Source organism: Kandleria vitulina DSM 20405 (assembly GCF_000702065.1).
In the GTDB taxonomy this organism is placed as follows: Bacteria; Bacillota_I; Bacilli_A; order Erysipelotrichales; family Coprobacillaceae; genus Kandleria; species Kandleria vitulina.
Genome location: NZ_JNKN01000005.1, coordinates 80,559 through 100,768, shown reverse-complemented (window position 1 = coordinate 100,768; position 20,210 = coordinate 80,559). Strand labels below are relative to the sequence as shown.

Genomic DNA, 20,210 nt, shown 5'->3' with positions numbered 1-20,210 from the left:
TATATAAATTACTTCTATAAATCATTTACAAGAGAACATTCTCTTTTTTAAGAAATACATTCAACCACTTGATAGTCTTATCTTCTCTTACATCATCTGAAGTCATTTGTTTAATGACTTTTAAATCTTTGATGTCATTCATCATAATAGAAAAACTCTCTTCAGTCATATCTGTAAAGAATCTTCCATTTCTCTCACCAGTAAAATCCCCATACTTAAATGAAGCATATAATATGCCACCAGGTTTTAAATTCTTAGAAAGTTTATTGATTGTATAAATAATCTCTTCCTTTTCAAGATGAAGTAATGAAGCACATGCCCATATTCCATCTATCTCCTCAGATAATTCTAAATCCTGAAAAGTACTACAGATAACTTCTTGTCCTATATGCTTACTTGCAATTTTACAAAGTTCTTCTGATCCATCTACAGCTATAACTTTGTAGCCTGCATTCTTGAATGCTTTACTGTCTCGACCTGATCCACATCCTAAATCAAGTATAGTACTTCCTTTTGGCAACATTTTAATAAACTGATTTTGTATATTAGAGAAATCTACATCAACAGTACTGTTAGCAAACTCTTCTGCTTGCTGATTATAATAATCTAACGTGTAACTTGTTTTATCTTTCATATACCCACTCTTTAAATCCTAATGTTTGTGCTGATTCATATACTGGTCTTATGACGTGTTCTAATCGTTCTATGAAATCATTTTTATTTAATCCTTTAACATATAAAAGATTACGTATATCCTGATTATTCAAATGATAAGGAGCAATCTTATTAAACTCACGAGCAATATCTTCATATTGATCACGCATGACATAAGCACGATATTCAAGTTCTCCAAGTGATTCAAAATACTTCTTCCATGAAGGTAATGAATTACTTTTACTACTATTAATTGATTTAGTAGTAGGATGAAGATTCCATAATTCATCATGTGCTACATACTGCCATGGAATAAAATGATCAATAGATATATCGACATCATTAAGTACAATATCTCCATAAATATCTTTTATGGTTGGATCTTTCTTTATTATTAACTTCCAATACTTTCTTACTCGTTCAATATTTCTTTCTACTGGTGGTTCTATCTTATCTGCAATTCCAGGTACACTTGGATTTTTATTTTGAAGATAATGGATGAGTTTCAACTGTGTCCATCCTTTAAGAATTTCTTTATTCTTATATAGATATTCTGCCCATGTTTCATCTACTTCAATTATTGTAGATAACCCCGAAACATAAACAAAATAATACATCAGTCTTCGTTGACGATTAATTTCATCAGTTAATGTCTTCTTAGATCCATACCATACTTTTCTATCTATCTTTATTTCATCATAAAAAGGAACCTGTAATCGATATGGTACGTTAAGTGTTAAATCTTTTTTATACTTTATTATTTTTTTATCTTTAGTACTTTGAAGAAATTCTATGATCTTCACTCTTTTTTCAGAAGAGCGAAAATCATATTGATCATAAATATACTTTACTACTTCTTCTAAGTTATCTGTTATTCCTAATGGTCCTAATCGTAAATGATACTCAGTTACCATATACCACGCATCAGCGATCATTTCGTTAATAAGTTCATCAAATGAGAAGCTCCTATGCTTACCATCTAGTTTTCTTATTATTGCTTGAAACCAAAAGAATTTATAACAATTTGTAGTATTGTCAAAGAGTCTACTCAATTGACCAATATTGAGTTCTTCTGAATATGGTAATTGCATATTATTCCCTCCAATTAACTTTAAACACATTAATATTATATTCCACGCAAAAATGACATTCAATCTTCTTGAATGTCATTTATTGATTAATATTCTATTTTAAATAATGAAATCTCTTTAAGTTTACATCTCAAACAATCGATATTCCCTTAGTGTATCCTTATCCTAATCGTAATCATTCCATGTTGAGTTATTTTTTAAACATATTTGATACTACTAGATAATTCTTTTTCTTGATAATCAAATAAAGATTAATCCTTTATAAGAACGATAACTAATAAAATTAGCAAACTTGTTAGAGATTGAAGAAGAATTTGAGCGATAATCCTTTATAAAGATGCACAATGATCGTCTTCCTCACAATCTACAATGTCCCATTCATTTACTGCTATGCCCCAACTGTCAGTTGTTGATTCATCTAGTACACGACAGATGCCCCAACTTTATCTATAACTCCCACAAACTCATTACCCATGACTAGTGGAAACTTATATGGGACAATCATTTTCACATCACCGCGGATAATCATATTATCAAGTGGATTTACTCCTGCAGTATGGATTTTTACAAGTACTTCCTGATCATTAATATCAGGAATTGGTATATCCTTTACTACAAGATCACATCCTTTTTTATCATATCCATTCAAGATTGCTGCTTTCAGATATATCACTCCTTATAACAACTCTTCTAAAAACATCTTTTATATTCATTAATCATCAACTATTATGCCTTATTAAACTTCTCCTTAGGCTGCTTACATCTAGGACAAGTCCAATAATCAGGTAAATCCTCAAAAGCTACACCATCATGTTCACTAGGATCATACACATAACCACAAACTGAACATACATACTTACCAGTACCTTTCTTTGAAGAAAAATCAACATCCGCAAGTACTGTCTCTACAGGATGATCTAAATCAATCACTCTCTTAGCTTCAAGATTCTCATATCCCTGAGGTGTATGGGTACCACAATAAACTGTAGGATGATCCTTTACAAACTCTCTTACTCTATCCATAGTCTCACGAGCAGCTGCTAAATCTTCAAATACAATAGATAACTTATTTTCATATAGAGCTTCATCTACATAAGTAATATCTCCATGTATCATATAGAACAATCCATCATTTTCTACAATGACAATACTATTCCCATTAGTATGTCCTTTCGCTTTAATGAAATAAATACCATCCTGTATCTTCTGACTTTCAGGGAAATTATAGTATGCTCCATCTGTAAACTTAACTGGTACTAGATTATCTTTACCTTTTAATTCATCAGCGCTCATTTCTTCTTCATTAACATACACCTTAGCATTAGGGAAAGAACTAATCTCTCCAGAATGATCCGCATGTTTATGAGTTAATAGAATCTTAGTCACCTGTTCCCTCTTATATCCAAGTGCATCAAATGCTTCTAAATAACTACAGATATCTTTTCCTGTATAGAGAAGACTATTCTCATCAGGAACTTCTTCAGGAGTTCCTGATGGTATTCCTGTATCTACTAGAATAACTTCATCACCAGTATCGATAAGATAATTTTGTAGACTTCCTCTATATCTCACATTCTTATCATACTGTTCCATACCTTCTTCTCCACCCATTACCATAGGCTGTGTATAGAATCCATCTTTTCTAAATTTTACTGCTTTAATTTCCATGTCATACCTCCATAATAATGTTTCACAATATCCAAAAGAAGAATTATTCCTATACTCATTTATATTTAAATTATACTGTATTACTATGTTGAAAGTCATTATTTACAACATAAACAAAAAAAGAATCCGATATGGATTCTTTTTCACATTTCTATTCATATAACATATAATACTGTCTTAAATAAGTTTTGAGCCTTTACTTCTATTACACTTCCAACAAAGTGTTTGTAAATTATTTTCCTGAGTTAATCCACCTTTTGAAACAGGAATTATATGATCTATTTCCAGCAAAAGATTCGGTTCTTTATGTGTTGAATTACCACAATTACAGCACGTATAGTTATCACGTTCTTTTATGTGGTTTCTAAGTTTAGTTGTCATCATTGCTCTTTGTTCTTTTGCTAAAGCTGCTTTAGTTAACTTACTTTCAAGACCATGAATTAACTCAATTATATTTTCTTCATTCATTGGAACAGTAAATGAACGCTGAGCCATACCTCCATTACTAGTATATGTAAACTTATATTCAACATTCAAGATTGCTTCATCAACAATTGTTAATCCCAATCTAGAATAAAAACCATCTTCATCATTTTCGATAATAAACTTAGGTACATCTTGAATATACTGATCATAATCTTTCTTATAATTATCAATGATCACTTTCGCTTCTTTTAAAGTTTCAAGTTCTTCAATAAGAAGCTTCAATTTATATATTTGTTCTTTATACTGACTTTTGTTTGGATAAAAGTATTTTATAATGTATCCCATTGGATTGTTTTCTGCACTGCTAAAAACACTTGAAGATACCTCGGCTGTAAAAGGCGTAATGCTTTTTTTATACGCTCTTACATAATTATAAGTATCTTCATTTTTAGTCTCATTTCTAACCACTCTTGTTCCAAACAACTGAGATATAGACTGAGCTTTTTCATCAATGTATTCATTAAATTCTTTTCTTGATTGAGTCAACAAATTGCACGTTTCTTTAATTTTTACAAAATCTTCAGATGCATAATAATCACTAATACGCTTATCATCTTCAACAATTTTTCTTACCTGTGAATCAATATCAGCAATAAAATTATTAAACATATTCCACTCATCACTATCAAGTTTTTTTATTTTTTGAATATTATTAATAGTTCTATCGAATAATCGCTGAACCAAATCATCAAGCATTCTTGCTTTAGATTTTACAATCAATTCATCTTTTGAATTATTTGCAAAATCAATTATTGAATTAACTTTATCATAAAAACTATGTTTTTTATTCTCTAATTTTTCCTTGTCTTTTTGCTTCTTAAACTTATTGAATTCACCTTTTGTCATCAAATATTCAGGATGATTATATATTTCTTTTATTCTTGAGTTTGGAATAAAAATTGTTCTCTGACCTTTATTGTTTCCTGCCGAAGTAATATATGTAACCTGTACACAATATCCATCAGCCAATTTTATATATTTATTCAATCTTTTTTCTACATATTTGTACAACTTTCTTGTTTTAAAATCATTATCTTGTAAAAAGGACATCAACTTATTTTGTATAAATAATTTTTCATCTGATATACTTTTTACTTGTTCAAAACAATCATTATCTTTAAAATACTTTAAATCAGAATAATTCGATAAAGCCTGGCGACTCTTCACTACCACTTTATCATCGCATTTTGTTAATATCTTATTGATGTTTTCCAAGTGTAAACTATTTAATACTTCATGTAACAATCTAGTTCTAAATACTGCAATTACTATATAAGCAGCAAGAACTATAATAATAATCGTTGTCATTTTAACTTCCCCTCTATTCCTTATACTAATAGCCCCAACAAAACTTAAAAAGCATTGAAATGAGAAATGCCATTCTATATACTTTTTGCTTTCAATATTAGTAAAGAACCCTTCCATTCTTATAAATAAATCTAGGCAGAATTATACTCTTCAGTCGCTCATGATTCAAATACAATTTTAAACAAAAAACGATTTACGTTTTTTTATTGATGCTATTGATTTCATTTAAACTTCTCTACACTCGCTTTTAAGTACAACTTGCTACTTCGCCGCAATGATTTCATCATACTTAACGTAATATTCTTTTGCCTTTAGAAGATTCATATTACTTAACTAATCAGTGACACATCATTAATCAAAATATTTCTTTGATTGGAATTATATTAAAACAGAATCCAACTTGGATTCTGTTATTTCCAGTATTCCTCTACTTTATTTATATACTCATCTATAAATACTCTTGAATACTTCTTTTCTCTATTTGAATCTCTTGCTTCTACACATTTCAGTGTCTCTCTAATTGTTTTTACGGCGAGTGTCAGTGCTTTCGCATCTGACATAAGCTCTTCTGCGAGCTCATTAGGGTGACTAATATCTCCTTTTCGGCCAGCAGTCGATGTCACTCCGGCATTAATTGCCATATGAATCCAAATCCATTCAAACATGTCGTGTGGTATTTCTTGTTTAATGTGAGCTGAATTGAGTAATGAAATTAACTAGTCATAATTTGAGATATGCGCTTTTTCTTTGCCTTCAAGCATAATATGATCAAACAATACACAATTAAGTATCTGGCTCTCCATATGCCCTCCAGCTGTAGGGAAAGCTGTTATATATTCATAATCACCAAGCAGTGCTTCCACTTCTCTTCTTTCATCCCAAAAATTACAGAACAGTACAATTGTTCCTTTAATATCTTTCTTCTTGATAGTCTCAATCGCACTCGCAAGCTTCCCACTTGCGACACTCACAAAAATAAAATCAAATAAACTATGATCAGGTGCGATTGAGACTTTATAGACATCATCCTTCTCTTTTTTAATTAATCAGCTCCCCCTAGTTTAATGAAGTGAATCTCAACACTATGAATATATTCTTTTCCTCTACATATATTAATAATGGTTTTTTATATCAAAGATTACTTGTTGCAGTACAAAAAAAATAGCTTAAATAAGCTCCTTATCTATTAATTCATTGAATCATGAATAAACTCATGCTTCACTTGCATCCCAACCCCCTTAGCTATTCTTTTAACCATTGCTAAACTTGGATTTCGTGTTCCATTCTCAATACAGCTAATATCAGCTTGAGTAATCTCTATTCTATCAGCTAATTCTTTTTAAGTGATATGTTGCTTTATACGTACATTAATCATTTCCTGAATAATATCATATTCATCTTTTACATCTAGATTATTTAATACTTTTTCTTTAAATTCTTTATCTACTTTGATTCATCATTTGTATTACTGTACTAAGCAAGCACTATTATCAGTGACCACTTAAAAAAATCCTTCTTTATGAGTCAATTACATTTTTTCGAAAAATCTTCCCTCTACAATCACAATATATAAAACGGAGCTATAAAAAGCTCCGTTTTATATGCTACAAAGATTAATGTTAATTGAATGACCACTAAAATAATAATACAAAGATTGTTATGCAGAAACCATCACAACTTTTGTGACAGTTCCTTTCTTCACTACAAATACAACACCAAAGTTGCTTCCATCTTTTAGACTATGGACATCCTTAATATGTTTTTTAATTGCAGAGTATGAAGTTTTCTTCTTCATACTTTTAAAATCATATAACTTATTACCACTACCAATACTTGAAAGATAATACTTACATGTCTTACTTAATTTAAACTTTTTATTACGAACTGTCTTTTTTGCTTTACCATAATCATTTGTTTTAACATATGAGATAGGATTAGCTTTCTTTGTCTTAACAGTTAATGTACGTCCTTTTTTCTTGAAGTATGTAGTTGAAACAGCAGAAATCAAATAATACCCAGAAACTGTTTTTGCACTTGCATTACTTATTGTTAATGTAAATACCATCATCATAGACAATAAGACTGCAGTTACTTTCTTACTCATTTTTCTCATTATAATCACCTCGGTTTATAGAACTATTGAAGAAGAATTATAATCCAATTAACTTATTAATCTTTACAAAAACATGTTCTCTTCTTTGTTATTCTATCTATACATTCTCTTTAGGAACAAACTCAATCTTGAGTACCATTCCCATACCATCAGCTAATCTTTTTAGCAACTTAAGTGATGGATTTCTCGTTCCATTCTCAATCTTGCTTATGTCAGCTTGGTTAATACCTGAACGTCTATCAAGTTCCTTCTGAGTAAGGTTTTGAGAAGTTCTAGCATCTACAATAGCTCTGATTACATTCATCCCAGGTTGAATAGCTTCATATTCTTTTTTGAATTCATTATTTTGCATTTGCTCATTAAGCACATCATTAAATGTTTTCATAACCTATTCATCCTTTCTAATATAATCAATAACTATATAAAGTCGAAGTAAAATAAAAACAGAGAGCCAATATGGACAGGCACTTATATTTTTTGCTGTTTTGATTTAGGTCTCATATATAGATTTTATAACTAAGTCTCATAAAGTCTCATTTACGCATGAGACTCAGTGAGACTATGATGAGACTGCAATGAGACTTTCCTATATAAATCCCAGCATTTCAGCATTTTTCAATTAATTTATAGTCTCATTTTGATGAGACTGATATGAGACTTAGTATTATAATTTCCACACAGATTCATTTTTATCATAGACAGCACCTGTGATTTTCTTTATCTTAGCATAGTCTCTAAATACTGTTGCCCTTGAAATATCAAACTCAGCCATAACCTGCTCTACAGTAAAATGTTTATTCTCACAGATTAAATTATAAATAGCCTGTTTTCAATCTGATAACTTCTTTAATCTTAAATTTTTCCCACTTATTTGCATCATTAAGTATTTCTTCAGCTTTACCTTTATTTGAAAAAAGAGCTTTCTTCAATTCCTCTTCTGTAAAATTTGTTTTAAATCTCTTTGTAATAATCATCCCATACTAAGTTTTACTTTCTATGCTTCATATATTGCTCATATACCTGGCGCATATCCGGTTCAATCCGAGATAAAGCCTCTTCTTTATAGTTTTCCGGAACGTCATAAAACGCTTCTGCAATTCCAGATGCGATACAAGTTAACGTATCACAATCCCCTCCTAGAGATACTGCGCATCGAACTACGTCTTCAAAATCAGTTCCTTCCAAAAAGGCTGTGATTGCTTCAGGAACTGTTTCTTGGCAGCTTTCTACATGTCGGTAAGCAGGTCGTATTTCATCAAGTGTTCTTGATAAATCGTATCCAAATTCATCTATAATATACTTCTTAATCTCATCCTTTGATTTTCCTGTACGAGCCATGAAAATTGCTGAAGCTGTAGCTTCTGCGCCTTTTATTCCTTCAGGATGATTATGCGTAACCTCTGCTGTAATCCTTATCAGAATAGGTCTCTTTGCTATCCTCTTCAAAATGAACATTAACAATATAATTCGTTCGACCAATTTGCATATCAAATGTATTAGATGCTACCTGTTCTGTATCATCCCTTATCCTTTCCGCCCGCCCGGGCATTAAAAAAGCGCCTACAAGTGCACTACTCATAGACGCCATATCGCTGTATTGTTTTGAAATCATATTCCTAATGAATTAAGTTTTTCCTGATAATTCTTTTCTACCGCTTGAGCTATAAACTCTTTCTTTATCTTTGTTATAAACCTGATGTCTGAAAATAAATGAATAACTGTAGACAGATACCCTCCTATATCTAGATATTTTATTGCCTTCCCCGACAACTCTACATTTTCAGTATATGTAGCCCCCACTTCAATTCCTGCTATAACAATTGCATTTGCTATAGATGCTATGCTTTCTGAAATAACAATTACTTTTCGTGTTCTAACTTCATTTAAAGTTTTTTTCTTAGTTAAAGACTGAATGACTTCTTCCTTCGTTATAATCTTATCTTTACCTAATTTTTTGTTGTCATCGCAAATAATAGTTATTCTATGTGCAACAGAAATAATATAACTTATAAACTCAGATAAAATAGTTTGAACACCAACTGTACCTAGAAACTGTAATTTAGCATAATCAATTCCAGACTCACATAATTCTTTTATAACATCAGAATCTAAAAATAGCTGTAAGAAAGGTAACGAAAGCCCTTCTTTTGAGTATTCGTCTGACTTTATATGGTATGCCTGCTTAATAACTGCTAATCCAACAGTTTTTTTCGATTCACGAAATCTATTAATGCTATACTCTAGCATTTTTATGGCATCCGCCTCAGCAATAACAGCAGGGGAACCTTTTTTATCTTTTCCTATATGAACAGTTCTAAATTCATTATCTTTTCCAAGAGACATTGTATTTGTCAATATATTACAAGTACCAAAAATATAACCTAACCAAGGATCGTGTCCTAAAGTTTTAGCTCTATGATTTTTACCATTTAGTTTTAAACCAAACTTCTTCGAACCATTAATTACATCATAAGGAACATGCGCAATATCAGCCACTTCATCTAATCTTGCGTAATAATATCTAGAACCTTTTGTTTTATCTTTCTTGGCATCCTCTTTATATTTATCGGCTTTTTCACTATCATAATCATTATCTTTCGCATCTTCAGCAGTTTTATCATGTGAATCTCTATCATCCATGCTCTTAAATGCATCAAAATTCACTTTAGGTTGAAATACCTGTCTAATCATTTGAAGTATAACCGCAGTAATAATAAAAACAGCATCCGTCTTATTTAATCCAGTTTGTTTTCTAAAATCTTCTTTTATTGCTTTATATTCTTTATCTAATTGTTCTAATTCTTCTGGAGATAATAAATCTTCTATTCTAAAAATCGGTTCGTAACCATTTTCTCTAGCTAGTTTGACAATATCATCATATGATGAAACATTCGGCAATTTGCTTAATTCTAAATCTACAGATTCTTCATTTATCATACTATTGTTTGCCGAGAGAACAGCTTGAGCAAATTCATTTGTATGATTTGCCAAATATTTCATGGCCATCATCATTTCTTTTTCTCTATATGAAATCATAATTTCGCCTCCTCAATTCAAAGCCTGATTAATTACCGACTCCGGACATCCCATAGCATTCAACAGTTTTATAATACAGTTTACCTGTCTTTCTAACTCTTTCTTTTCTTTGAGAAGCTCATTATACTCATCAAATAGAAACTCAACTTTTTCCTCTAAATCTTTCTGTAAACGATATTGTTTTAAAATCACCTCATTATATTGAAGTATTCTTTTATTTGTATCCATATTCAAACAATCATCTATTTGAATAGAAATATCTTTTGCCATTTTTTTTGACTTCTTCTTAAATTCGGAAAACTTTTTATTTATTTCTTCATTAATTTCCGTATCAAGCTTTGCACCGCGTTCTTGTAAAGTCTTTAACCATGTAAGAAGTCTATTCCTTTGTTTATCCATCTTAGCCTTATTTTTTTTCATAGTTTCTTTATTATCATTAAGATACTTCTTTATTTTGATATCACTAAACAATTTCGTAGATACAGACACTGCTATTGCCGGAACAACAAACCCTCCAAGAAATGGTACAGCCGCTGCAGCAGCTCCAGCACCTGCTAATCCTGCCCCGCCTAAAGCAGCCATCCCCAAACCACCAGCAAATGCGCTCGATGAAATAGATGTTCCAACAGCAAAAGCTACAGCTCCCCCCATAACAGATGCAGTTCCTATATAAGACTTAGAAACTTTTGAATCAACTTTTTCTAGATTTCTCACAATTGAAGGAAGTTGAGATTCCTCCATTTGAGATGGATCATCTATTTTTTCCAAATACTGTAAAACTTCTTTAGCGTCTTTATTAGCTTGTTCATATCCATTTATTATAGTTTCTGCTTTATTCTCATTTTTCATATCATATCACCCCATATTTGATTTTAGATATTATAATAATTATATTATACTAAATGGTCTGACAATTTAACAGATTATATATAAACTTAAAAGGTCTGTACACTCTACACAGACCTTTTATCGTAACGAATAGTTTTTATTATAGGTTTATATTTGATAGCGTTGAAATGTTAGACAAGATGACTAAGCAATATACTAACTGGTATAACTACGTCAGGCCACATACTCATAATAAAAATTAAACATCAATGGAATTAAGATTTAGCTAATTTATCCATCCGACTTGTTACCAAAAATGTTGACCAGTACAATCAAGGAAGGCATTGCTGATCGGATACAAATGACCACCTCCCTCCGGACATGAAAAAGGAGTCGATGTTACTCGACTCTCTAAAGCTTCCAACTCTCTTTGAACTTATCCTATTGCTTTGATAATTGGTTCTATATATGCCTTGTCAATCCAATTTCCCTTTTCATTATCGCCAACCGCCATCAATGCCTTTTCCCATATCTCATACTCATCAGGATTTTTCTTGGCAACAACCTTTCGAAGCATTTTGCACAATGACCTATCTATAAAAGACATCTCACTCATATCAAAAGTTCCTCGACAGTAAAAGCATGGAATACCGGCAAGATCACCTTTGAAGTTGCGCTGTACGATTGCCGCAAATGCACTCTCCTCATAGGGCGATGCTCCACAGCAAAATACAATTATCTTTTTCTCCTTCAGTTTTCCTATGTTTTTCTTCAAGAACGAAAGGCCTGCTATCCCCGATGCGTAGATACCGCCACCTAGAATAATTACATCACAGCCAGAAACCCTTTTCATATCAGCATCATCTGTCTTGATGCACGAAAATCCTGTTTTCTCTGCAATCCAATCCGCATACTGTTTTGTCGCTCCATACCTTGACTTATATAAAATGATTCCACTCATGATCAGATTACCTTCCTTTTTTTATTCGTATGTAATATCACTTATTGTCCCGTCAAAATATATGAAATCTTCATCCTTCATAGCCCCTTAGATTCTTTTCGATTTTGATGATAGTTTGTATCGTTGTAGCGACTTCTTTCTCTGTTACTCCATTAAACATTTTCTCCATAATGCTTTTGCTCATTTCGTCGTTTCTCTCACAGAATTCCCTACAGTAGTCCGTCAGAACAATACGCTGCTTTCTCTTGTCGGCATCGTCCGTCTGAAACTGAATAAAGCTCTTCTTTTCAAGCTTCAACAGAATCTGCTTCACATTCTGATGTGAGCTTCCAAGAATATCTGACAATTCTTTTAGTGTCGGCGGTTCCTTACACATGTTGATGCATATTATCGCAAAGAACTGCTTCCAGCTGATTTCCTGCATGGTATTATCAGCCATTGCCTGAAAGCGATTCTCAAAAGCACTTAAGAGCCCGAGTAAGTAATAATTTGATGGAATATTGGAAAAGTCCACATTGCCATTTTGCATAACCTCTTCTATCAGCATTTATCTTCTCCTTAAAAAGGTAATATATTACCGTTCTCCTAAAAGGTAACATATTACCTTTTTGTGTCAAGGAAGAAGTTTAAATTTCTTGTAAACGTTAGAACTCTTTCAACGTAAAACTCACCTCCCACAAGCTTCCATAGCTTGTATCACTGACCAGCTTCACCTGATACCCGCCAATGTACATCTGCGTATTTACAATATTCATGGTCTCCATGTCCAGATAGCTTTCATTCATCTTATCTACTCTACGAGAGTAAGTTCAACATCAGCTCCTCTAACAGCAAGTTCAGCCTTTAGGGTATCCTGGAAAACTTCTTTGAATCATTCATAATTCATATTCAATTTTCTCCTTTTCTTTGACAGTTTTAATAGAAACACCGGCACGCGCTTACCGGCTTCGGATAACAAAAAAAGTGCCACACACGACCTTGAGGGTCATGGAATGACGCTTGTATCTGCTTCCTATTCTTCTGCAAAAGAAAAACAAGTGAGTGGCTTTTGTTTACCTCTCACTTGTCTATGATAATGCTAGTCATGACTATTGTAATATGGTTGCAATATCACCATCAATACATATACTTCTATCTGCAATTTCCTCTGGACAGAATGATTCACCATAATTTAAGCAGGCATATACCGCTTTTTCATTTGCCAGCGTCATCTGCCAGAACGGATACTTTATTATTACGGGCGTATTAGCTCCTACTCCCAATTCAAGATAAAGAACATGAAGATTCTCATGTCTACGAATAAAATCAGAATATGCTGCAGATGCCCTATGCCATCCTTCATCTTCAACAAAAGAATCATCCGCTCTCAAATTCATAGTCATATCAGAGCCATCATCAGGGCACTTTGGAATCATTTCAGAAGGAATTTCCATCAATAACTTCCCATCAACCGGTACCTGAAATACTCCCTGATCATCTCTTACAAACCCTTGTGCTTCCATAGCTTTCATTACCCACTCTTCATTATCAAAGGTTTTCTGAATAGCAGGATTCACGCTCTGAAATAAACCATAATCACCCTGAGTATAGAATAGTCTTTTCTTGTCAAAACCTGCTCTTTGAAACTGGTGATCTACATTTGTTGTGATAACAAAATAATCCTTATCGGAAACCATCTTAAGAAGATCCCTATACACTGGCTTTGGAGCATCAATATATCTGTTAAAATAAATATGTCTTGCCCACCAGGCCCAGCGGATTTCTTCACTTGGAAACGGATAGAATCCACCTGAATACATATCCCTGATACCAAATCTTTTGGCAAAGTCATAGAAATATTTTTCAAAACGTTCGCCACTGTAAGTAAACCCTGCTGATGTTGATAGTCCCGCTCCTGCTCCAATGACAATGGCGTCTGCTTCCTTGATTTCTTGCAAAAGCCTTTTTATTTGCTCTTCTTTGCTTCCTTTACCATGGGACATGCTTCTAGAAAAGTATCTCACAGCATTCATTCCTTTCTTTATAGTCTCCTGATAACCATTAGGCATATCATCATATAATTTTTTCATAAATGGCCTTATCTTCATCTTTGAAAACATTGAATATCACCCTTTCTACCTTACCAGGATTATCACGGAGCCATTCTGATACAGTCTTAACCGCAATCTCAGCTGCTTTTTTGTTAGGAAAATGAAATACCCCTGTCGAAATACAGCAAAAAGCAACACTCTTCAGGCCATTTTCAGCACACATATCCAAAGTGTTTCTATAGCAGTTCTCCAAATCCTTTTCCAATTCAGGAGTAAGTTTGTATTGGACAATTGGTCCTACTATATGAATAACTTTCTTTGCCGGAAGATTATACGCTTCAGTGAGCATTGGAACGGCAGTAGGCTGTTCATAGTCTCTTCCATATCTGATTCGAAGTTCATTCATCTGCCTGTTGCACTCAGCTCTTAATTGCACTCCTGCAAAAGTATGAATACAGTTATCTATGCAAGTATGCATCGGAACAAAACAACCAAGCATCTGCGAATTAGCGGCATTAACAATAGCATCCACCGAAAGTCTTGTGATATCTCCTTGCCAGATAGAAAGTCCATCCCTGATAACCGGGATGTCTGATAGATTCACTACACCTTTTTCAGCTAATCTTTCTGTCAGATATTCATCCTGTACTTTCATTACTTCAGATGACAATTCTTTTGGCATACGGATGTTCATAAGCGACCTTAAGATTCGTCTTTTATCTTCCGTACTATTTGGAGTCTGTAATTCCTTATATTCATCTGAATCTGCCTTGAACTCTTCTACAAGATAATCAAGACGTTCTTCTTGTTTTGTATTCTTTGACATAGCTTTCATCTCCTAACCACTGCCCCGACAGGACAGGTATTCAAACAATTACCACAGTGCAGACAATGTTCCTGCTCTATGACATACGGAATTCTGGTAGTAATGATACATCTCTGGGGACAGACTGATAAGCATCTTCCACAACCGATACAATTATCTTTAATAAAATATCCTTCATGCCTTATTTCTACTTTTCCAAAGTTAAAGGATGCCCTTTCTATAGGCTTCTTTGACAGATCGAACCACTCACCAGTTCCCTCATATATCTGAAATACTGTTAATGCCTTCATGGATTCTTCCGTCGGATAAATCTGATGCATGTATGGATTTTTCTTAAACAGCTCCGGTATCTTGCCATGTCCAAGGTCTCTTACTTTACCACGAATGGATACTGCAACACTTGACATGGTATCCTCACCTTTCATTGCCGTAAACGCAAGAAACTGTCTTTTTATCAGCCTGTCATAAAATCCCTTTCCTTTTGCTGTAAGGAAATATAAACTGTCATTATCATAATCCATCATATCTATAGCAGCTGTAACAGGTAGTCCTTCATCATCTACCGTTGCCACGATCGTTGTATGGATTTCTTCCACTATATATTTCAAATATTCCTTAGTTTCCATATTCCACGTCCTTCTAAAAAAAGACTCTGAAGTAAACACCTCAGAGTCTCATTATTAAGCTTCTTTTGCCAATAGAGCCTGCATTCCGGATCTTAAATCATTAAGAGTGTATTTTTTCATCTCTGATTCCATCGCTTCCTGGATGCTTTTCAACTTATCATCCAAAAGTGAATGGATATTCCTACCAACAGGGCACTCTGGATTGGGTGCTTCATGAAATCTGAATAGATTTCCATCCTCCAAAGGCTCTATTGCCTGATACACATCATAAAAAGTTATATCTTTAAGATCTCTTGTAAGCTCTATTCCGCCTGTTCCTCTGATAACATTTATTAACCCTGCGTTTTTAAGCTGAGTAAGTATCTTTCTAATGATGACAGGATTCGTATTTATACTGGCTGCAAGAAAAGCACTCGTTACCTTATGTTCATCTTTAAATGTATCCACACATGTAAAAATATGAAGTGCAACCGTAAATCTGCTTGATATCTGCATTTTTAATTCCTCCTGCCATCATTTTACTTCGTGACAGATGTAGTTGCAATGGTTACATTAAAACTTTCCGTTTTCATTAGCCCATGTAGACTTATCAGCTAATGTCTCCATTACATCCCAGTGCTCTGCGATAAATCCATTCTCAACACGGAACAGATCATAGTATGTTGTAGGTACACCGCCAAAGGTTCCTTCTGAGCAGGCAAGAGCATAATCTCCATCTGCAAGAACCATATGAGTCTTGTTATAAACCATTGAGATTCCCTGCTTAGCCATAGCTTCAAGTGCAGCTCCAAGACCTGAAAGACCATCTGCAATTGAAGTATTATGCTGAATATATTTATCTCCATCGTAGTAAGATGTGAGCTTGTCAGGATTCTCTCCACGAAGTACATCGCCTACAAATCCAGCTACAACCTTACGTGTCTCTTCCTTATCTACATCTTTCTTCTCAAGAGTTCCATCAATCTGAGTATGTCCTGAAGGATTAGGATCTGCCTTGTCTGCCAGATTATCCCAGTGCTCTGCAATCTTACCGTCTTCATCGAATCTGAAAACATCGAATCCGACCTGCTCTCCTGCTCCTGCAAAATTATATACTGTCTGAAGAAAAACCTTATCTCCATCCTCAAATGCGCGAATGTTATTAACCGTTGTTTTTACAGGTGCCTGTGCAAGTCCTTCAACTGCTGCTACAAATGCATCTGCTCCTGTACCAAATGCAAGGTTATGCTGAATATAACCTGGTGCAAGAAGTTCCTTTGCCTTTGCTGTATCTCCTGATACGAATGTTCCGATGAGTGCTAATGCTTTTTCCTTATTTGTCATGATTATTTTCCTTTCTGGGCTCTGCCCTTCGAGGTAATTATCCTCGAATGTTATAAAGTTCATCGATGTAACCGTAACAGTTTCATCTTACAATGCTAATGTAGCATCACTTTGATGTAATGTCAATGGTTACATCTAAATTTTTTCAAAAAAAGATGTGTCTGAAAGAAGCATATCCATCAGCCATCATCACAATGACATACTCTCTTCGCTTGAATTCCTGTACCAGAGTAATTCTAATTGGAATGCGCCTATGAATCGTTAGCGCGAATGTGGACATAAAGTACACATAATGTGAACTCTTACAAAGAAAAACGCCAGCATCAGGATCAATCTAATCCTGAGCTGACGCTAAGTTATAATATTCATTTAGATTACCATAAACAGTGGCAACAGTTCTCTGATGGACATGGCCTCTAGTGTGGAACGCATCTGCGCAAGTTGGGATGCATTCACTGCTGTAGAGTTTTGGATAATATTTCCACTCTGAGAAATCACATGCCCCGCCACATCGAAAATTGCCATGGTGATATCAAAGCAATACGTGATCAGCATTACTGCTACATAAGTCTTGAATATCCATTTGAAGAATATCCATGTTTCAAAGTTTGCCAGATTGTTGTGGGCGATGACCAGTTGAATCAGCTCATAACATGCAATGAATGTGAGAATCATACCGGCAATCGGCATAATCGCATTGTTAGACACCGTCTTCATTAGGTTGAAAACACCCGGCGTGAAATCCGCCGGGCATGTTGCTACATCTGCAGCTACACTTCCAACCTGGCATTGATACTGTCAAATGTTCCTGTCAGCAGGCTCATCAGCCCATCTACAATCCAGTCCTTGAGCCAAGAGGTCATTTGCTCAAATATTCTTTCCATGCAATGATCTCCCTCATTTTGATTTGGGTAGCAAAAAAGCTGGCGAATGCCAGCCTGCTACCTGTTCCATATTCAGTTGTGTCTTCCCTCAGATTAGAACAACCCAGAAAGAAGTGGGATGAGCTGTGTACCGATGAGTGCAACACCACCGCCAGCCATGAGCTGCTTCATTCCCTGTGACTTAGCACCAGGGTTGTCGTTGCCGTAACCCTCAAGAAGGTTTACAACGCCCCATACTCCAAGGCCTGCGTCAAGTGCGATAACAAGTGTCTGTAATACAGTGATTGCTGAATTGAAAAATGCCATGTCTTTCTCTTCTGGTCCGGGCTTCGCTTTCTTCCTAAACGGCTTCATCATCCATCTCTTAATTTTCCTAAACACTTTTCTACACCAGGATCTGATCACCCTAAATACCTTCATCATCGTACCTTCATTCGGAAGTAGCTTCTCCCGAATTTTCCTTTCTTGAAAATTGATTAATAGTTTCGGCTCATGTCCATTCCTTGCGCTAAAAATGGGCATAATAATAGACCAGTACAAATCTAGGCGTCCCCAGAGGTACTGGTCTATGTAAAGTGCATTTCTATTAATTTAATTTTTGAATATCCAACAAATCAATTCCCATTATGTCAAGTATACTATCAAAAGAAACTGTTACAAATTCTCCCTGATATCTTCTAAGAATATCCATCAACTCAGAATAAAACTTTTTAAAATACTTCTTATTAAGCATTATTTTTAAGTAAATAATAGCCACAACAATTCTTCTGTTATTGTAGTTTGTCATCCCAAAATGTTTCGCCATATTAGCTACTCTAACATTACCAAAGTCAGAATTGTAAAGTCTCTCTTCGTGGGCACATCTATTTCTTACTAAATTGAATATTTTGAGTGCAGATTGCATATCTTCAGCACTAACTCTGAGCAAATTAGTTGTGCCATATTGTTTTGCAAACTTATCTGAATAATATTTGGCGATTATATTCTTCTCAGTATCTTTAAGAACATTATATAAATGAGACATGTTTCCAATTGTAAGATTATTAACTAACACCCACAAAGGTACAGCACCATACGTTTCAATATAATGTTTTATCGCCCCTTTCTTATCCACTTGATCATGAATAGTTTTAGTTAGAATAGACAACTGTTTCAAAACATTCTTAGGATTATTATCAACATAATTCTGTAATTCCAAGTATGAATTTGCTTTAGGATATTTTCTAGAAAACTCATGCGAAAAAACAGTTTTAAAAGAGTTTTCAAAAATAAGAATGTATTTTAAAAACAAGAATCTTAGCTCTCTATCAAAGAGAAAAAGCGCCTTTAATTCTTTAAATTGAGTATTTGTTTGATACTCCTCTGGATCCAAAGGAACACCATTAGCATCCTTTTTTAAAAACAAATCCTTGTATCCATTTATAACATTATAATAGTTTTCTTGTTCAAGAAATCGCTTGGGAGTTCCATCTGTTGGAACTATCATCCCTCTCTGTCGTAATATCTTTAATTGCTGATTAAAAGTCTTATACTCTTTCATATTTTCTCCAAAAAAAATGGCCAGGGCGTCGTACGCTTCCTGACCTAATCCTATGCTTACATTATAGATAGATTGCCCTTATCTGTCAAGCCATAATCATTATCAAAAACAAGCACTACAATGTTAATATAACACTGCGTAATATCAAAATAAATAGCTTTCTTAATTTGTAGCTACTTTTTTAGCGCATTCTCGATATCATTGATAAAAAAGGATAACATTACCCCTTTTTTCATTTTTCTTCTTAACCCCACATCTTTACGCATCTCGTATAATATCTGTTCTAATAGAAACAAATTCTCATTATCAGGATTCTGTGCAGCATTTTTTCTATATTTTATCCATTTTTTTACTACTCTATTAGACCCCCACAATGTTAGCCCTCTAGAAAACTCTGAGACCTTTTTATTTATTTCTTCTTCAGTCATTCGTTTATTTTCAGGTTTTTTAGTATCTTCCATTATAGAATATACCATTTCAATAAATTGTTCATAGGGAACTTCCCGCTTATCATATAAAAGCTTCTTAACGTTAAAACGATAATCTACAATTTTGGCTATAATAGAACTAATAACCACACCTGTAATTGAAACCGTTCCAGTTATCATTGCCACTACAATTACCTTATCAGTTGATGAAACAAAATTACTTAAAAAAGAACCAAACGTCGTAAAAAGATTTTTCAAAAAAACAAGAATTAAATTTAGCAGATAAATTCCACCTGCAACTAGTAGTAAAAACAATACTAAGCCAAATAAAGTATTTAACTTAGGATGTTTTTCAGCAAATGTCTGTCCTTTATTATCCATAGTTTATTCTCCCACAATTCTTATAGG

25 protein-coding genes and 2 pseudogenes are annotated in these 20,210 nt (G+C 33.8%); 1 reads left to right on the top strand and 26 read right to left on the bottom strand.

Annotated features, from left to right (window positions below; all coding sequences use genetic code 11):
* Positions 1 to 25: 25 nt before the first annotated feature.
* The 15 genes and pseudogenes from T513_RS0102410 to T513_RS0102350 form a co-directional block, all read right to left on the bottom strand.
* Positions 26 to 634, bottom strand: a complete 609-nt coding sequence (locus T513_RS0102410) for a class I SAM-dependent methyltransferase (RefSeq protein WP_031588759.1) — start codon at positions 632 to 634, stop codon at positions 26 to 28.
* Positions 624 to 1,745, bottom strand: coding sequence for an HNH endonuclease domain-containing protein (locus T513_RS0102405; RefSeq protein WP_031588758.1), 1,122 nt, complete (start codon positions 1,743 to 1,745; stop codon positions 624 to 626). The genes T513_RS0102410 and T513_RS0102405 overlap by 11 nt, the downstream gene beginning before the upstream one ends.
* A 418-nt stretch (positions 1,746 to 2,163) precedes the next feature.
* A complete protein-coding gene (locus T513_RS0102400; RefSeq protein ID WP_031588757.1) occupies positions 2,164 to 2,418 on the bottom strand; it encodes an alcohol dehydrogenase catalytic domain-containing protein in 255 nt (84 codons plus the stop codon).
* 53 nt (positions 2,419 to 2,471) lie between these two features.
* Positions 2,472 to 3,413 (bottom strand): MBL fold metallo-hydrolase, encoded by a 942-nt coding sequence (locus tag T513_RS12470; protein ID WP_029071041.1) that lies wholly within the window; start codon positions 3,411 to 3,413, stop codon positions 2,472 to 2,474.
* A 177-nt stretch (positions 3,414 to 3,590) separates the two neighbouring features.
* Positions 3,591 to 5,207, bottom strand: coding sequence for an HNH endonuclease (locus T513_RS11665; RefSeq protein ID WP_051654359.1), 1,617 nt, complete (start codon positions 5,205 to 5,207; stop codon positions 3,591 to 3,593).
* 410 nt (positions 5,208 to 5,617) lie between these two features.
* Entirely contained in the window at positions 5,618 to 5,848 is a 231-nt protein-coding gene (locus tag T513_RS12390) for a hypothetical protein (RefSeq protein WP_202961734.1), read from the bottom strand.
* 75 nt (positions 5,849 to 5,923) lie between these two features.
* A complete protein-coding gene (locus T513_RS12385; protein WP_029072261.1) occupies positions 5,924 to 6,178 on the bottom strand; it encodes a hypothetical protein in 255 nt (84 codons plus the stop codon).
* Between the two features lie 215 nt (positions 6,179 to 6,393).
* Positions 6,394 to 6,534: pseudogene (locus T513_RS12605) on the bottom strand (helix-turn-helix domain-containing protein); the annotation flags it as partial.
* A 330-nt stretch (positions 6,535 to 6,864) separates the two neighbouring features.
* Positions 6,865 to 7,320 (bottom strand): hypothetical protein, encoded by a 456-nt coding sequence (locus T513_RS0102380; RefSeq protein WP_029072260.1) that lies wholly within the window; start codon positions 7,318 to 7,320, stop codon positions 6,865 to 6,867.
* A 97-nt stretch (positions 7,321 to 7,417) separates the two neighbouring features.
* Complete coding sequence (locus tag T513_RS0102375; protein WP_031588752.1) at positions 7,418 to 7,705, bottom strand: helix-turn-helix domain-containing protein; 288 nt, start codon at positions 7,703 to 7,705, stop codon at positions 7,418 to 7,420.
* A gap of 279 nt (positions 7,706 to 7,984) precedes the next feature.
* On the bottom strand, positions 7,985 to 8,140 hold the full coding sequence (locus T513_RS11890; RefSeq protein WP_081347152.1) for a DeoR family transcriptional regulator: 156 nt from the start codon (positions 8,138 to 8,140) through the stop codon (positions 7,985 to 7,987).
* Between the two features lie 167 nt (positions 8,141 to 8,307).
* Positions 8,308 to 8,799 (bottom strand): ADP-ribosylglycohydrolase family protein, encoded by a 492-nt coding sequence (locus tag T513_RS11375; protein ID WP_238551719.1) that lies wholly within the window; start codon positions 8,797 to 8,799, stop codon positions 8,308 to 8,310.
* Complete coding sequence (locus T513_RS12635) at positions 8,708 to 8,899, bottom strand: transposon-encoded TnpW family protein (RefSeq protein ID WP_422723612.1); 192 nt, start codon at positions 8,897 to 8,899, stop codon at positions 8,708 to 8,710. The genes T513_RS11375 and T513_RS12635 overlap by 92 nt, the downstream gene beginning before the upstream one ends.
* A gap of 29 nt (positions 8,900 to 8,928) precedes the next feature.
* A complete protein-coding gene (locus T513_RS12380) occupies positions 8,929 to 10,356 on the bottom strand; it encodes a hypothetical protein (RefSeq protein ID WP_201783575.1) in 1,428 nt (475 codons plus the stop codon).
* 12 nt (positions 10,357 to 10,368) lie between these two features.
* The gene (locus T513_RS0102350; protein WP_051654356.1) at positions 10,369 to 11,205 is read right to left on the bottom strand and encodes a hypothetical protein; all 837 of its coding nucleotides are present in this window, start codon (positions 11,203 to 11,205) and stop codon (positions 10,369 to 10,371) included.
* 80 nt (positions 11,206 to 11,285) lie between these two features.
* On the opposite strand from T513_RS0102350, the gene T513_RS12630 reads away from it, so the two are divergent.
* Positions 11,286 to 11,447, top strand: coding sequence for an IS3 family transposase (locus T513_RS12630; RefSeq protein ID WP_155266059.1), 162 nt, complete (start codon positions 11,286 to 11,288; stop codon positions 11,445 to 11,447).
* A 173-nt stretch (positions 11,448 to 11,620) separates the two neighbouring features.
* Here T513_RS12630 and T513_RS0102345 read toward each other — a convergent pair whose 3' ends face one another.
* The 11 genes and pseudogenes from T513_RS0102345 to T513_RS0102295 all read right to left on the bottom strand — a co-directional run bounded on the left by T513_RS0102345 (position 11,621) and on the right by T513_RS0102295 (position 20,183).
* On the bottom strand, positions 11,621 to 12,145 hold the full coding sequence (locus tag T513_RS0102345; protein ID WP_031588746.1) for a flavodoxin domain-containing protein: 525 nt from the start codon (positions 12,143 to 12,145) through the stop codon (positions 11,621 to 11,623).
* A 70-nt stretch (positions 12,146 to 12,215) separates the two neighbouring features.
* Entirely contained in the window at positions 12,216 to 12,692 is a 477-nt protein-coding gene (locus tag T513_RS0102340) for a MarR family winged helix-turn-helix transcriptional regulator (RefSeq protein WP_031588745.1), read from the bottom strand.
* 541 nt (positions 12,693 to 13,233) lie between these two features.
* The gene (locus T513_RS0102335) at positions 13,234 to 14,214 is read right to left on the bottom strand and encodes an SIR2 family NAD-dependent protein deacylase (RefSeq protein WP_031588743.1); all 981 of its coding nucleotides are present in this window, start codon (positions 14,212 to 14,214) and stop codon (positions 13,234 to 13,236) included.
* Positions 14,198 to 15,001, bottom strand: coding sequence for a protein-ADP-ribose hydrolase (locus T513_RS0102330; RefSeq protein WP_031588742.1), 804 nt, complete (start codon positions 14,999 to 15,001; stop codon positions 14,198 to 14,200). The genes T513_RS0102335 and T513_RS0102330 overlap by 17 nt, the downstream gene beginning before the upstream one ends.
* 5 nt (positions 15,002 to 15,006) lie before the next feature.
* On the bottom strand, positions 15,007 to 15,627 hold the full coding sequence (locus T513_RS0102325) for a 4Fe-4S binding protein (protein ID WP_031588740.1): 621 nt from the start codon (positions 15,625 to 15,627) through the stop codon (positions 15,007 to 15,009).
* Positions 15,628 to 15,681: 54 nt separating this feature from the next.
* Positions 15,682 to 16,122, bottom strand: coding sequence for an Rrf2 family transcriptional regulator (locus T513_RS0102320; RefSeq protein WP_031588739.1), 441 nt, complete (start codon positions 16,120 to 16,122; stop codon positions 15,682 to 15,684).
* A 57-nt stretch (positions 16,123 to 16,179) separates the two neighbouring features.
* Positions 16,180 to 16,950: a nuclear transport factor 2 family protein gene (locus T513_RS0102315; protein WP_031588737.1), complete on the bottom strand. Its 771-nt coding sequence runs from the start codon at positions 16,948 to 16,950 to the stop codon at positions 16,180 to 16,182.
* A 369-nt stretch (positions 16,951 to 17,319) separates the two neighbouring features.
* A pseudogene (locus T513_RS11645) lies at positions 17,320 to 17,676 on the bottom strand (VirB6/TrbL-like conjugal transfer protein, CD1112 family); the annotation flags it as partial.
* A 251-nt stretch (positions 17,677 to 17,927) separates the two neighbouring features.
* Positions 17,928 to 18,257, bottom strand: coding sequence for a Maff2 family protein (locus tag T513_RS12710; RefSeq protein WP_479691147.1), 330 nt, complete (start codon positions 18,255 to 18,257; stop codon positions 17,928 to 17,930).
* Between the two features lie 163 nt (positions 18,258 to 18,420).
* Positions 18,421 to 19,374 (bottom strand): Abi family protein, encoded by a 954-nt coding sequence (locus T513_RS0102300; RefSeq protein WP_031588734.1) that lies wholly within the window; start codon positions 19,372 to 19,374, stop codon positions 18,421 to 18,423.
* A 173-nt stretch (positions 19,375 to 19,547) separates the two neighbouring features.
* On the bottom strand, positions 19,548 to 20,183 hold the full coding sequence (locus T513_RS0102295) for a hypothetical protein (protein WP_031588733.1): 636 nt from the start codon (positions 20,181 to 20,183) through the stop codon (positions 19,548 to 19,550).
* Positions 20,184 to 20,210 lie beyond the last annotated feature (27 nt).